General features: G+C 58.9%; 11 protein-coding genes. 9 read left to right on the forward strand and 2 right to left on the reverse strand.

What is annotated here, in order from left to right; genetic code table 11:
• The first annotated feature begins 58 nt into the window (after positions 1-58).
• From rpmE to VG146_19000, 3 genes are all read left to right on the forward strand, one after another.
• Entirely contained in the window at positions 59-304 is a 246-nt protein-coding gene (gene rpmE / locus VG146_18990) for a 50S ribosomal protein L31 (GenBank protein ID HEV2394441.1), read from the forward strand.
• Positions 305-403: 99 nt separating this feature from the next.
• Positions 404-1,483 (forward strand): peptide chain release factor 1, encoded by a 1,080-nt coding sequence (prfA, locus tag VG146_18995; protein ID HEV2394442.1) that lies wholly within the window; start codon positions 404-406, stop codon positions 1,481-1,483.
• Positions 1,484-1,488: 5 nt separating this feature from the next.
• On the forward strand, positions 1,489-2,067 hold the full coding sequence (locus VG146_19000) for an HAD family phosphatase (protein HEV2394443.1): 579 nt from the start codon (positions 1,489-1,491) through the stop codon (positions 2,065-2,067).
• Between the two features lies 1 nt (position 2,068).
• On the opposite strand, the gene proC is transcribed toward VG146_19000, so the two are convergent.
• Positions 2,069-2,902, reverse strand: coding sequence for a pyrroline-5-carboxylate reductase (gene proC / locus VG146_19005; GenBank protein ID HEV2394444.1), 834 nt, complete (start codon positions 2,900-2,902; stop codon positions 2,069-2,071).
• A gap of 184 nt (positions 2,903-3,086) precedes the next feature.
• On the opposite strand from proC, the gene infC reads away from it, so the two are divergent.
• From infC to VG146_19035, 6 genes are all read left to right on the forward strand, one after another.
• Positions 3,087-3,818: a translation initiation factor IF-3 gene (gene infC, locus VG146_19010; protein ID HEV2394445.1), complete on the forward strand. Its 732-nt coding sequence runs from the start codon at positions 3,087-3,089 to the stop codon at positions 3,816-3,818.
• A gap of 79 nt (positions 3,819-3,897) precedes the next feature.
• Positions 3,898-5,697, forward strand: coding sequence for a DUF6600 domain-containing protein (locus VG146_19015; protein HEV2394446.1), 1,800 nt, complete (start codon positions 3,898-3,900; stop codon positions 5,695-5,697).
• A 180-nt stretch (positions 5,698-5,877) separates the two neighbouring features.
• Positions 5,878-6,831 (forward strand): DUF1559 domain-containing protein, encoded by a 954-nt coding sequence (locus VG146_19020; protein ID HEV2394447.1) that lies wholly within the window; start codon positions 5,878-5,880, stop codon positions 6,829-6,831.
• A gap of 6 nt (positions 6,832-6,837) precedes the next feature.
• Complete coding sequence (locus tag VG146_19025) at positions 6,838-9,852, forward strand: hypothetical protein (protein ID HEV2394448.1); 3,015 nt, start codon at positions 6,838-6,840, stop codon at positions 9,850-9,852.
• Positions 9,853-9,890: 38 nt separating this feature from the next.
• On the forward strand, positions 9,891-10,742 hold the full coding sequence (locus VG146_19030; GenBank protein ID HEV2394449.1) for a hypothetical protein: 852 nt from the start codon (positions 9,891-9,893) through the stop codon (positions 10,740-10,742).
• Between the two features lie 146 nt (positions 10,743-10,888).
• On the forward strand, positions 10,889-11,854 hold the full coding sequence (locus tag VG146_19035; GenBank protein ID HEV2394450.1) for a glycoside hydrolase family 5 protein: 966 nt from the start codon (positions 10,889-10,891) through the stop codon (positions 11,852-11,854).
• A gap of 203 nt (positions 11,855-12,057) precedes the next feature.
• On the opposite strand, the gene VG146_19040 is transcribed toward VG146_19035, so the two are convergent.
• Positions 12,058-13,899 carry an ABC transporter transmembrane domain-containing protein gene (locus VG146_19040; GenBank protein ID HEV2394451.1) on the reverse strand — a complete coding sequence of 614 codons (1,842 nt, stop codon included), beginning with the start codon at positions 13,897-13,899 and terminating at the stop codon, positions 12,058-12,060.
• Positions 13,900-14,075 lie beyond the last annotated feature (176 nt).

Raw genomic sequence — 14,075 nt, forward strand, 5'->3', positions numbered from 1 at the left:
CCATTCATAAAAAGAGGTTGTCATCCTGCCGGTACATGCTATTTTTCACGGCCTTTCTATGAAAGAAAAAATCCATCCAAAATATGTGGATGCGGAGATTCGTTGCGCCTGCGGCAACGTGATTAAGACCCGCTCGACCAAGCCGGTGATTATCGTGGGCATTTGCAATGCCTGCCATCCGTTCTACACCGGGCAGCAGAAGTTCGTCGATACGGCGGGACGCGTGGACAAATTCCAGCAGCGCATGGCCAAAACCCAGGCCGCCCAGGCGGCAGCCGCTTCCGGCAAGAAGAAGAAACACTAGCAGCTTCCCCTTTAATCCGCCTGCATGGTCCCCGGACTGTTCGGGCGGATTTTCTTTTGTGTTGAACCCATTTCGTATCTGGGATTTCGCCTTAGCCGCATGGAGCTGAAGCCATATATTGAGAAGTTCGCCCGGCGATTCGGCGAAGTGGAAGCCGCTTTGAGCGAGCCAAAGGCCTTTGCCAACCCGCAACGCGCGCAGGAACTCTCCAAGGAATACGCCCGGTTGAAAGAACTGGTCGCCCAAGGCCAAGCTTACCAAAAGACCGTGTCCGACCTGGCGGAGAATCGGGCCTTGCTCGAGGCTGAGCCCGCCGAATCCGAGCTGGCCCAGATGGCCCGCGAGGAGGTCGCCCGGCTCGAAGGGGCGGAGAAGAACCTCGCTCAGCAACTCCAGCGGGGAATCATCCCGCCTGACCCGGCTGATTCCCGCAATACTATCTTTGAAATCCGCGCGGGGGCCGGCGGGCAGGAGTCCGCCTTATTTGCCGCCGACCTCTACCGCATGTACACCCGCTACGCCGAGCGGCGCGGATGGACATTCGAAGACCTCGATTCCAGTCCCTCGGACCTGGGCGGATATAAGGAAGTGATTTTTCAAATCCAGGGACAGGACGTGTATAAGCGGCTTAAGTATGAGAGTGGCGTCCATCGGGTCCAGCGCGTGCCCGCCACCGAGGCCCAGGGCCGCATTCACACCAGCACCTGCACGGTTGCTGTCTTGCCGGAAGCCCAGGAAGTGGATGTCGAGTTGAAACCCGAAGACCTGGAGATCACTGTCTGCCGCGCCTCGGGCCCCGGCGGCCAGGGAGTCAATACCACCGATTCCGCGGTCCAGGTGATACATAAACCCTCGGGCCTCATCGTGCGTTGCGCCGATCAACGCTCGCAGCAGAAGAACAAGGCCCGGGCCTTAACCGTGCTGCGCTCGCGCTTGCTCGAGCGCAAGACCGAAGAGGAAAACGCCAAGTACGCCGCGCAGCGCAAAGCGCAGGTCGGCACGGGCGAACGCAACGAACGCATCCGAACCTACAACTTCCCGCAGAACCGGGTCACCGACCACCGAATCGAACTGACACTGTATAATCTGCCCGTGGTGCTCGAAGGGGTCATCGATCCTATCATCGAACCGCTGATGATACATGATTTGGAGGAAAAGCTGACTGCATTGAAACTCTGAACGGGATGATCAAAGGAATCATTTTCGATTGCGACGGCACCTTGGCCGATACGATGCCCTTGCACTGGCGGGCCTGGCAGGTCATTGCCGCCCGGCACCGCTTTCACCTGCCCATCGAACGATTCTATTCATTGGGCGGGGTGCCTTCACGCGACATTCTGAAGATGCTCAGCGAGGAACAGGGCCTGGGCTTGGACCATCTGGCCGTCGCCCGCGAAAAGGAAGCCGAGTACCTGCCGCTCATCGCCCAGGTCGAACCCATTAACGCGGTCGTGGCAGTTGCCCGCGAAAATTTCGGCAAGGTCCCCCTGGCAGTGGCCTCGGGCGGCACCCATAGCGGCATCGGGCAGGTCCTCGGCCATTTGGGCATCCGGCACTTGTTTCAGGCTATCGTCACCAGCGAGGATGTCCCCCGGCAAAAACCGGCCCCGGACATTTTCCTGGAAGCAGCGCGGCGTCTTGGGATTCCGCCCCAGCACTGTCGCGCCTACGAAGACACTGATTTAGGCATGCAGGCCATCCGCGCGGCGGGCATGGAGGCGGTGGATGTCAGAAAATTGCTGGAGCAGCGTCAGGGAAGTTAGGTTAAACCGCCTCTTTCTTTCTGCCCTCCCCCAGTCGTTTAGATTTTTCAGTCGCGGCGCGCACCGCGTTCATGAGTACGGCGCGCAGTTTGCCTTTCTCGAGTTCGTGTATCCCCTCGATGGTCGTGCCTCCGGGACTGGCGACCATGTCCTTGAGCGAGCCGGTGTGCAGGCCCGTTTCAAGGACCATCCGGGCGCTGCCCAAGGCGGTTTGAGCCGCCAGCTTGGTCGCCACCTCGCGCGGCAATCCGGCGGCGACGCCCCCGTCGCTTAAGGCCTCGATGATCATATACAAGTAGGCCGGACCGCTCCCGCTCAAACCAGTTACCGCATCCAGGAGCCCCTCGTTGACCTCAATCGCAAGTCCCACCGCAGAAAATAGCCGGTGCGCCAGCTCCCCGTCTGCCGGACGCGCATTGTTGCCCAATGCAAAGGCTGTTGCCGAGGCTCCGACCAGCGCCGGCGTGTTAGGCATGACCCGGATGAGCCTTGCGCCGTTTTTCAAACCTGCTTCGAGCTTTGCCAGGGGCACCCCTGCTGCAATTGAAATGAGAAGATGTTTGTCAGTTATTTCCTCATGGATGCTTGCCAGGACGGGGCTGACCTGATCCGGTTTCACGGCAAGAATCACCACCCCTCCAAACCGCGCCACTTCCGCATTCGAGTCCGTTGCGCGGGCCTCAGTATTTTGGGCAAAGGCTGAGCGGGCGGCTTGGCTGGGGTCGCTGGCGATGACCCGGCTTGGAGAGATCAACCCGGCGCCAATGAAGCCTTTGGCCAGGGCAGTTGCCATTTTGCCCGCCCCAAGGAAACCGATGGTGAGTGTTTCTGTCACTGCGAGGTTTCTAGCAGGTCCGCCAGGCCAGTAAAGGTCAAATGACATGTTGCCTGGTTTTCACAATTATTCGCTTGCCAATTAAGTTTTCCTTAGGTAGTTTTTCGGCGTTGGATACAATGGCTTTATTTGCCTGTGTCCTGGTAAATGAATGCATGAATAAGCTTCAACCGACGAGGGTGTCTTGAGCCGCCCTTTCTCCCCACGTTCTTCTTCTTCTTCCGTTCCTTTCGTCAGGGTTAATGGAAAAATCCGCGCCCGCGAGGTCCGGGTTATCGGCGTGGACGGCAATCAGCTTGGTGTGCTGTCCCTGGGCGATGCCCTGACTTTGGCCCGTACCAACGCCGTGGACCTGGTCGAAATCGCACCCAATGCGATTCCCCCCGTCTGCCGCCTGGTGGATTTCGGAAAATTCCGCTATGAACAGGCCAAGCGGGACAAAGAATCGAAGAAGCACCAGCACGCCAACAAAGTTAAAGAGGTCCAACTCAGCCCGAAAATTGACCCCCATGATCTAGGCGTCAAAATCGGACACGCCATCGATTTCCTCTGCGAAGACATGAAAGTCAAGGTGACCCTTAAGTTCCGAGGCAGGGAAATGGCCCATACGGAGTACGGCTTTCAAGTCATCCGGAGATTCCTCACGGAGATTACTGCTTACGGCCATCCGGATTTTGATCCCAAACTCATGGGCCGCGCCATCAATGTCATGATTAGCCCGCTGCCGCGCAACAAACGCGCCCGTCATCCGCAACAAGGCGCCCGCAGCCCCAGCGCTACCGCCGCGCCACCCCACCCGGAGGGCGATCATCAGCCCGCGACGGCGCAACTCGAACAAGAAGCGCGCCGGGACGAGCCCCGGCGCTCGAACGAGTTCAGCAACAATCCCTTCGCCCAGCTGGAGATAAAACGATGAGGCTTAGTGCCATCCGCCAGGTGAATAAACCACCATCGACGGGGTCTAATCTTTCGAATTGAATAAGCAGTTTCAGCTTATGAAAAAGAAGAATCTATTGGCCATCGTTGCAACGCTCCTGCTGCCGCTGTGTCTTGGCCGGGCCCAAGTTCCGGTAACCGATGCCTCCGTGGCCCAACCCCCGGGTCCCGCCGCAGTCCCCACAGACCTTTCCCCCACTGTCAACGAAGTGGTCCGCCTCTCCGAGGCAGGCACGACAGAAGACGTCATCCTGGCTTACATCCAAAATGCCAATTCCCCCTTCAATCTCTCAGCCGACCAAATCCTTTATTTGCGGGACATAGGGATTTCATCGCCGGTCCTTGCGGGGATGCTCAACCGCGACAATGCGCTGCGGAATCAAACCGCGCAATACTCGTACAATCAAACGCTGTATCCCCCATCAGCGCCGCCTCCGGCCAGCCCCCCGCCTGCCGACAACGAAGCCGTCGCGCCCCAACAAGTCGCCCCTGTCCCGGAGGCCCCCGCACCCGTGGCGGTTCCCGTTTCCGCCCCGGTTTATGTCAGCAGCCCTCCACCGGATGTGACCTACTTTTACAATGACCTCGCGCCGTATGGGACTTGGGTGGACTTGGACGGAGTGGGTTGGTGCTGGCAGCCTCGGGCGGTGAGGATAAACGCCGGCTGGCGCCCTTATTGCGACTCCGGCCATTGGGATTACACCGACGCCGGCTGGTACTGGCAATCGGATTATTCCTGGGGTTGGGCCCCGTTCCATTATGGCCGCTGGTATATGCATCCGGGCTGCGGCTGGGTGTGGAGCCCCGACCGGGTCTGGGGACCAGCCTGGGTTGTCTGGCGCAGCGAGGGCGACGCTTGCGGTTGGGCCCCACTGCCGCCTCACGCCGATTTCGATCTGCACCTGGGCTGGCGGTTCAATGGCGCCCGGGTGGGGGCTGATTTCGGTTTCGGACTCGGCCCGGCTAATTTCACTTTCGTCGCTCTGCGTGATTTTAACGATCGCGATTTGGGACATCGTCGCTTGGCTCAGGCCGACGTGACGCGGATTTACAACCACACAACAATCATCAACAACTACACCGTGGTGAACAACACCATCGTCAATAACGGCCTGAAAGTTGACCGGATCGCCGCGGCGACCCACACTCAAATCCATAAGCTTCCCATTCGCGATGTGCCCGCCCCCGCCCAGAGAGGGTTGCAACGAAACCTTTCCGGAAAATCCGAGCTGGCAGTGTATCGCCCGCCATTGAAAGCGCCTCCTGTTCAGACCCCGAGGATGGTTGCCCAGAAGATTGATCAACGTCACCCGGTAATCCAACACGCGCCGGTTGCTCCGGCCATGACTACCTACCGAGCCGCCCCGGCTGGCAACAACGCGACCCCATGGGCCACCCCCATTCGGAATCAGCCGCGGTCTGGTTCCGCCCAGCCTCCCGCCGGCAATCCGGCGCGTAGCGCTCCCAGGTCGGCCCAGGCGCAGCCTGCCCCCACATTTGCGGCGCCCTCATCGCGCCCCAGCGAGCAGGCGCAATCCGTTCCCCGCTCGACAAGCAGCTACCAATCCAGGCAGGGTTCAACCTATCCGGCGGCGCCCAACCGCCAAACCCAAACCCTGACCTCACCGCGATACACTTCGTCCGCCCGGCCCCAGGAACCAGGCAACCTTTACCCGCTGCGCAGCAGCAGCCGTTCCGAAGTCGCTACGCAAGCCCAAAGAAGCGCCCCGGCCCAATCCGCCTACTTTCCCAAAGGCTACCATCAGGCTGCGGAGGTCCGCTCGATTCCCCCGGCCAATGCTCCCCAGTCATTGCCACCGCGCGAACCGCGAAATCAGCAGCCACCACAATCCAGGTAAGTCGGCCATCCCATCTCGGGCTGCAAGGGTTTGGGACGGCCTTCACAATAGACGCGCCCCACTCGAACCTTCGATGGACTCGATGACTCGATGGAGATTATGCTTTACACGCAGGCAATGCTGGTGTAGTTTAGCCGCCATCACCACCCCAGTTGTATGCCGTGCGTGAAGGAAACAACAATGCAAATCACCTCAAATATCCAGAACACTGCAGAAGGAATCGCGCCCACCTTTTCGCAAGGAGACAAACCGCGGGGTTTTACCCTGATTGAATTGTTGGTGGTCATAGGCATCCTCGCCTTTCTGGCGGCTATGCCGTTGCCGGCCCTTACGCGGGTCATGTCCAAGGACAAGCAAGTTCAATGCATGAACAATTGCAAGCAGATGGCCTCGGCCTGGCATCAATACGCGACGGATTACGGATGGTACCCACCCAACCCGGATGACCCGGGCAATTCCATCAAGTACTATCATTGGTGTCCCAATGCCGAAGGAGCCAGTACCCCCGACGTTTTCAATCCCGACCTCTATTACGATCCAAGCTATTGCCTGGTCGATCTATACATCGCCAACAACATAAAATTATTTCATTGTCCAGCCGACCTGCGGACGGGGCTCTACTCAGGCACTCAGCAACCGAGTCTTAAGGGGCAAACCATCTCAGCCGTGCGAACCATTTCCGCGAGCGGCGCTGTCGGCAGCACTGATGATACCTTCTGGTCCAGCGGCGGCGGCCACGGTGGCCTCATCCGCCATGCGGTCAATGGCCCATGGTTGGATGGACTTCACGACGCCCTGAATGGCCGAGGTGCTTACGCCACTTTCGGCAAACCTTCAGCCTTCAGCGTTATTGCGCCATCAATGGTGTTTATGATCGGCGATGAAAATCCCCAGAGCATTAACGATGGCGCGCTGAGCACCGTTGCCGCCCTGAATACTCTTGAGTTTATCGATTGGCCTGCTTCACTCCACGCTGGCGGGGGCACCTTTTCATTCTGTGATGGCCATGCCGAGATGCACAAATGGGGTGGCAAGATATTGCAGGGTCCTTTCACCGCCACCGTCCACGCCACGATCCCGGCCGACCGGGCCGACTTCATCTGGCTCGCACAGCATTCCTCAACACATAAATAGACTCCTATGAACGCCTGCTTTTCAATCCGCCGCCTGTGCCGCGTGCTCCTGGGTATCGGCTGTCTCTCAGGCCGCGTCCAAGCAGGCGACTTTCAACTTATTTCCACCGTTGCTCCCGCACAGGGGCCGGTCTCAGGGGGTGGTGGAGATTCCTGGGCGCCCATCATCAGCCCCGATAGCCGGTTCATTTTATTTGCAAGCACGGCGAACAACCTCTTGCTCGCGAGCAACAATGCCACCATCCCTCCCTCATTCCCATCGGTATTGAACCTCTACCTGCGCGACCTGCAAAGCGCTACAATCGCCCTCGTGAGCGTGAATCTGAGCGGTGTGGCCGGTGGCAACGGCGATTCGCTTCCAGCAGACCTCTCGACCAATGGCCGCTACGCCCTCTTCGTCAGCAGCGCGAGTGACCTGGTTTCGGGCGATACCAATAGTGCCACAGATGTTTTTGTGCGCGATCTCGTCAGCGGCACAACCACCCTCGTGAGCGTCAACACCAACGGTGTGGCCGGCAACGGGGCCTCGCGCAGCCCTGCCATGACTCCGGATGGACGCTACGTCGCATTCGTCAGTGATGCGACTGATTTAGTTCCAGGCGACACAAACAAGATTGCGGACGTTTTCGTGCGGGACTTGCAGGCTGGAATGACCATGCTTGCCAGCGTCGGGGCGGTGTCCACAAACCGCTCATCGCCTACAGGCAATGGCAGTTCCGAATCGCCCGCTCTCAGCGCTGATGGCCGGTACGTGGCGTTTTTCAGCACCGCGACGAACCTGGTGCAGGGGGTTCCCCCCGGCGGCGATGTGTATGTTCGCGACTTGGCTGCTGGCGCTACCACCTGGGCCAGCAGCTATGCCCGAACCGTGCTCAACACAAACAAGGTGGTTTCTTTCAACCTTGCCTTGAGCGCTGATGGCCAGTTCGTCGCTTATGAAGCCAGCAAGACCTCCGGTGTGGGGACCATTCTGCGCTATAGCCTCGCCTCCGGCCTCACCGACATCGTGCATACCAATGGCGCCGTTCCGATTACCGCATACCAGGACATTCAGACGCTGGATATGAGCCCGGACGGGCGGTTCATTGCGTTTGTCGCCAATACCAACGACACGAGCACGAGCTGTATCCTCTTGTGGGATGCCAACAGCGGTATGGTCTCGCTTATCAGCGGTGACACTAATAACCAGGTGCCCGCCGGCGCCACCTGCGATCAGCCCAGCCTGACGCCCGATGGCCGCTTTGTTGCCTTCGTCAGCACCTCCTCGAATCTGACCAGCAACCCGCTTATCGGCGATTATCACCTTTACGTGCGCGATACGCAGGCTGGCGCCACAACCATGTTGGACGCCGATACCAACGGCGTGGGTTCGCTCATCAGCCCCGCCGTCACACTCCGCATTACACCCGATGCCCATTTCGCCGCTTTCGATTGCGACGATGCCTATCTGGTCCCCAATGATCGCAACCGCGGTTCGGATGTGTTCCTGCGCGACATTACCAGCGGCGCTGTCCAAATGATTTCGACGCATGACCCGGCATTGCCCTCAGCCACCGCGAATGGGTCCAGCACTATTGCATCCACGTCGATGACGACAGATGGCCATTTCATCGCCTTTGCAAGCGATGCCGATAACCTCACGTCCAACGACACCAATGAGTGCAGCGAGGTGTTTGTGCGCGACTTGGCCTCCGGCGCAACGGTTCTGGTCAGTGTCAATACCAATGGCTGGAGTGGGGATGCGGTCTCCTTTGACCCGGCCATCAGCCCCGATGGGCGGTTTGTCGCCTTCACCAGCAGCGCCGACGACCTGATCAGTGGCGCTACAAACAAGGTTCAGCAAGTCTTCCTTCGCGACTTGCAGAACGGGACCACAACCCTGGTAAGCATTAGCAGCGCGGGCAATGCCCCGGGCAACAAGGATTCCTACTCGCCCTTCGTGAGCACTGGTGGCCGCTATGTGTTATTCCGCAGTCAGGCCTTAAACCTGGCTGCCGTCTCCGGCTCGATTGCTTACCCGGCGGAGAACCTTTTTCTGCGCGACATGCAAGCGGGCGTAACGCACGCGCTGACAACCCAAGGCCAATCAGGCTTTGTTGCCATGTCGGCGGATGGTCATTACGTTGCCCTGGGGGCGCCGGCGACTGGAAGCGCCTGCTACCTTTACCTTTGGAACTCTCAAAGCGAGGCCTTCATTTATACCAATAGCTTCGCCGGGACTTTAGCCACCAGCATTTATGGCGCAGCCATTACACCCGACGGGAGCCGCGCGGCCTTTGCTGGGACTCCTGGGCTGTACCTGATGGATACAACCACAGGAAGCGGCTCTCTGCTGGCTCCAGCCAGCACCAACTACGAAGACCTGCGCTTCAGCGCTAATGGCCTCTGGCTGGCCTGCGCACAGAGAGGGCGGGACTTCATCAACCAAATCTACCTGTACGATCTCCAAAACGGCGGCAGCACCCAGGTTACCCACAACTTGAATCCTTCGAGCGCCCCCAGCGCCGATTCCGACTCGCCTGCTATCAGTGCCGATGGCCGCTTTGTCGCTTATCGCAGCAGGGCAACGAACCTGGTGGCCGGCGTTGCCACTGGATTGCCGGAGGTCTTCCTGTATGATCGGCAGACTGGGCTAAACTCCCTCCTCAGCGCCAGCCTGCTCAACGGCCTCAACCCGAATAACCGCTCGCTTCCACCCGTGTTCAGCGGCGACGGCGATACCCTCGCCTTCGCAAGCTGGGCTTCGGACCTTGTCTCTGGTGATTTCAACCAGAACAGTGATGTCTTCACCTACACCTTCCTCAATCTGACACTTGCTCCTGCCGCCTCTCCCGGCCAGGGCCCTTGGCTCACGTGGCCTTGGGTCTCCGGAAATAGCTATCAAGTCGAATTCAAAGACGATTTGAACGCGGCGGCCTGGCAAGCTCTTGGCGGAACTTACACCAACCTGGGCACCAAGGCCTGGCTGCAGGACCCTGCGCCCCCACCCAGCCAGCGCTTTTATCGTGTCGGGACCTACTGAAGGCGATCGTCAAGGCTCGAGAAATGGATTGGATTAAAATGCCGAAACCTAGCTCGAAGTCGCGCGGGTTTACGCTCCTCGAATTACTCGTGTTGCTCGTGATGGTTGCGATTTCGGCGTTCATCGCTGCCCCCGGCTTCACCCGTGTCAAATCCAACGGCAAAGCCGTCCAATGCCTCGACAATCACCGGCACCTCGCGCTCGCGTGGCAAATGTACGCGCATGACGATCTCGACCAAGTCATCAACAATTTCTCCGTTTCGGGAACCATGCAGACTATTTCCAGCGGCCAGTTTCTGAACTGGGCCAATAACATCATGGATTGGAGTACCAACGACCAATGGGGAAACTTCAATCCCACTAATCTCCAGACCGGATTGTTTGCTCCTTACACCGCGGGCAAGGTGGGCCTTTACAAATGTCCGGCGGATAATTACCTCTCAGCGGCTCAACTTGCGGCCGGGCACATTGCTCGCACCCGCAGTGTTTCAATGAATGGGTTCTTCGGACCATACGATACCTTGGGGCCTTCTACTTGGGAGACGGGCAGAAACACCTTCTTTTCTTCCTACAGGCAATGGCTAAAAGTCAGCCGGGTTGCTCAACCCGGCAATACCTTTGTTTTTCTCGATGAGCATCCTGATTCGATGAACGACGGCTATTTTCTAAACAATCCCGTCTCGGCTGCTTATTGGGGTGATATTCCGGCTTCCTTGCATAACGGCGGGGCAGTGGTTACCTTCGCTGATGGCCACTCCGAATTGCACATCTGGCTGAGCAGCAGGACCAAAATCCCCGTCCAGTTCTCCTATTTCTCTCCTGCGTTTGATTCAGCAGGCCGCGTCGATTACCAGTGGCTCATCACCCGCAGCGCGGCCCAGTACCAATAACAACCTTTTTGAGCTCAATGATTATTGTTTCCGCCAAGGCCATTGTTTTCGCGCTCACCTTAGTTGCGTTATCCGCAGGCACTGCAAACAGCCGAGCGGCCAACCCGGCTCGAGACGATGACCTTGTACCGAGCCAACCCCTTCCCATGGCTCCCAACCGTGCTCCGATGCGCCTGCGTGTTGAAGGAACCCGCCTTCTCAACGCGAGCGGCGAGCCTGTCTTGCTGCGCGGGGTAAACATCGCTTCGCTCGAATGGACAACCCAGGGCGAGCACATGGAGCAGGCCTTCGACCAGGCCATCCATGTGTGGAAAGCCAATATCATCCGCATGCCCCTGGCGCAGGACCGTTGGTTCGGCAAAACGAGCGGACAACAGGACGCTGGCGCCGGCTATCGCGCGCTGGTGGACAGGTTGGCCGAAGCCGCCGGAGCCGCCGGGACTTACATCGATCTCGATCTTCACTGGTCGGATTGCGGCGGGTGGGCCAATGAAGGCGCCAGGCTCTCTCAGCACTCCATGCCGGACGCGCATTCCATTCTCTTCTGGAAAGACGCCGCCACTCGCTACAAAAACCAGCAGAACGTCATCCTCGGCCTGTACAATGAGCCGCACGACATTAAATGGACAATTTGGCGCGACGGCGGCACCGTCACGGAGAAACCTTCGAAGAAGGCCGCCCAGCAAGCGCCCGTTGTTTACCAGGCCGTCGGTATGCAGACACTCTACGACACCGTGCGGGCAGCCGGAGCCGGGAACGTGGTGACGGCCAGCGGCAACCAGTGGGCTTATGATTTGCGCGGTGTCCTGCAAGGCTATGCCATTGCCGGCACCAACATCATTTATGAGACCCACCCCTATCCCTGGAAAAAGGATTGGGACAAAAGCTTTGGCGATGTCAGCAAACAATATGCGGTATTCATGGGCGAATGGGGCGGCTCTTCCAAAGACCTTGAATACGCCCGGCGTCTCATGGATTACGCCCAGACTCATCACTTGAACTGGACGGCCTGGTGTTTCCATCCAAGCTGCGGTCCACCGTTGCTCAAGAACTGGGCTTTCGAGCCCAACGACTTTGGCCGCTTCGTCAAGGAGTCGCTGGCAAAGAAGTAACCGCCCAAATTTACGGGCTGACTCGCTAGCGCTCGTCAACGCCTAAACTTCCGGGTGAGACAATGGGGGCAATGGGGTGGCCAAAGAGCGCCAGCTTGGCGCGCAGAGGCGGCGAGCCGGCGGATTTCGAATGACGGCATTACCAACAAGCGCATGAGTTCTGGAAGCGCGCCCGGATTAAAGCGACTGTTACCAACGAAACATTACGAAATTGCGTCAAGCGAGGCGGGTTCGCGGAATTGCAGCGCGGCCAGGCGCCGGTACACACCTTCCTCCATGGCTTGCAGTTCTTCGTGGGTGCCGGACTCGACCACCCGCCCACCGGCGATCACGATAATGCGGTCCACATGCCGCACGGTGGCCAGCCGGTGGGCGATAATAAACGTGGTGCGCCCTTGCATCAGGGTCTCCAGCGCTTCCTGAATCAGGCGTTCGCTCTCTGAATCCAGCGAGCTGGTGGCTTCATCCAGAATGAGGATGGCCGGATTTTTCAAAATCGCGCGGGCTATGGCCACACGCTGACGCTGCCCGCCCGAAAGCTTGATGCCGCGGTCGCCCACTAGTGTGGCATAACCTTCCGGAAAGCCCTGGATGAACTCATGCGCGTTGGCCTGTCGAGCCGCCCCTTCGATTTCCGCCATGCTCGAGCCCGGTTTTCCATAGGCGATGTTCTCCGCAATGCTTCCGCCGAACAGCAAGACCTCCTGCGGGACCATGGACATTTGGCCCCGCAACTCGGTGAGCCGGTAATCGCGGGCATCCCTGCCATCCACCAACAACCGCCCGGCTGACGGATCATACAGCCGTAGCAGCAGCGAAATGAGGGTGGACTTTCCCGCCCCGCTCGGGCCCACCAGGGCGATTCTTTGCCCCGAAGCCGCTTCCAGGTGGATCGTCTGAAGCACTTCAACTCCGGGTCGCGAAGGATAGGTGAAGTGCACATTCTCGAACATCACGTCTCCGCGCAGCCGCGGCAGCCTCGGGGCTGGCCGGGGGCCAAGCAACGCTTCCACCTCGCCGGTTTCCCGCAGCAACTCCCGAACCCGCTGCGTGGCGCCGATGGCCTTTTGGAGCTGGCTGTAGAGTTCCGCGAATTGCCCCATCGCTCCTGCAATAAATGTCGTGTAAAGCCCGAAACGGGTGAGGTCGCCAAAAGTGATCCTTCCCTGCTGCAAAAGACGAGCCCCGGACCACAGCACCAGAACGATGAACCCGAACAAGGCGAGGACTATAAAGGCATTGAACGCCGCGCGCAGCCGGGCGCCGCGCAACGTGGCGGTCAGGAACCTTCCCAACCCGTCGTGGTAGCGATTGAGTTCATAACCTTCATTGGAAAAGGCCTTCACATTCACGATGCCCTGCAACGTCTCCTCCACGATCGTCGCCGTATCAGCCAGCCGATCCTGCGCTTCCCGGTAAATCTTGCGCGTTTTGCGGCCAAACACCACCGCCACCACAATCACCAACGGCAGACTCGCGAGCATGATAGCGGTCAATTGCAGCGAAGTGACCGCAATGAGCGCAATGCCCCCCACGAGCAAGGTGGTTTGGCGCAGAAACTGCGGCACTACACTGATGAGCGTGTCCTCGATTTGAATCAGGTCGGCGGAAAGACGGCTGGCTAACTCCCCCACGCGGCGTTGGGCAAAAAAGGTCATCGGCAGCGAGATCAATCTCGCATAAGTCGCCCGGCGCAAATCGACCAGACTGCGCTGGCCGACCGTGGCAAAGGAAAGGGAATGGAAATAAGACAGGCCGGCTTGCAGTGCCAGGATGCCCATCAGCATCAGGGCCGTGCGGTCCGCGCGCGCCATGCCGCCGCCCCGGGACCCGTGCATGGCCGCATCGATGATGCTCCCCGCCAGGTAAGGAAAGGCCAGGCTCAACAGGCTGCCGATGAACATCGACACCAGGGCCGCCCCAAACCGAACCCGATACGGACGCAGATACTGGAACAGCTCCAATGCCTGCCGCAGCGATTCACGGTCCAGCTTGGCCTTCGGCAGTTCGACTCCGGCCTGGTCATTGCGTGAATAGCGCGCCATGCCCTGATTCTAAAGAAACCGCACCCTCGCGCGAGCGGCAAAATGCGAATATGGAATCGGGAAGAAAAACGCGCGCAAAACAACAATCTGTCACAAATAGGTATTGACCTTCCTTCGCGTTTCGGTTAGAAAACCCCTCAGAGCATCCACTATTTTTGTCACGAGGAGCGCTTGTG

This window comes from Verrucomicrobiia bacterium (assembly GCA_035946615.1).
GTDB lineage: Bacteria > Verrucomicrobiota > Verrucomicrobiia > Limisphaerales > UBA8199 > DASYZB01.

Bases quoted from the DNA above. Each gene is read 5' to 3' on its own strand.
- rpmE (HEV2394441.1), top strand. From the start codon at position 59: ATGAAAGAAAAAATCCATCCAAAATATGTGGATGCGGAGATTCGTTGC.
- prfA (HEV2394442.1), top strand. From the start codon at position 404: ATGGAGCTGAAGCCATATATTGAGAAGTTCGCCCGGCGATTCGGCGAA.
- VG146_19000 (HEV2394443.1), top strand. From the start codon at position 1,489: ATGATCAAAGGAATCATTTTCGATTGCGACGGCACCTTGGCCGATACG.
- VG146_19015 (HEV2394446.1), top strand. From the start codon at position 3,898: ATGAAAAAGAAGAATCTATTGGCCATCGTTGCAACGCTCCTGCTGCCG.
- VG146_19020 (HEV2394447.1), top strand. From the start codon at position 5,878: ATGCAAATCACCTCAAATATCCAGAACACTGCAGAAGGAATCGCGCCC.
- VG146_19025 (HEV2394448.1), top strand. From the start codon at position 6,838: ATGAACGCCTGCTTTTCAATCCGCCGCCTGTGCCGCGTGCTCCTGGGT.
- VG146_19030 (HEV2394449.1), top strand. From the start codon at position 9,891: ATGCCGAAACCTAGCTCGAAGTCGCGCGGGTTTACGCTCCTCGAATTA.
- VG146_19035 (HEV2394450.1), top strand. From the start codon at position 10,889: ATGGCTCCCAACCGTGCTCCGATGCGCCTGCGTGTTGAAGGAACCCGC.
- VG146_19040 (HEV2394451.1), bottom strand. From the start codon at position 13,899: ATGGCGCGCTATTCACGCAATGACCAGGCCGGAGTCGAACTGCCGAAG.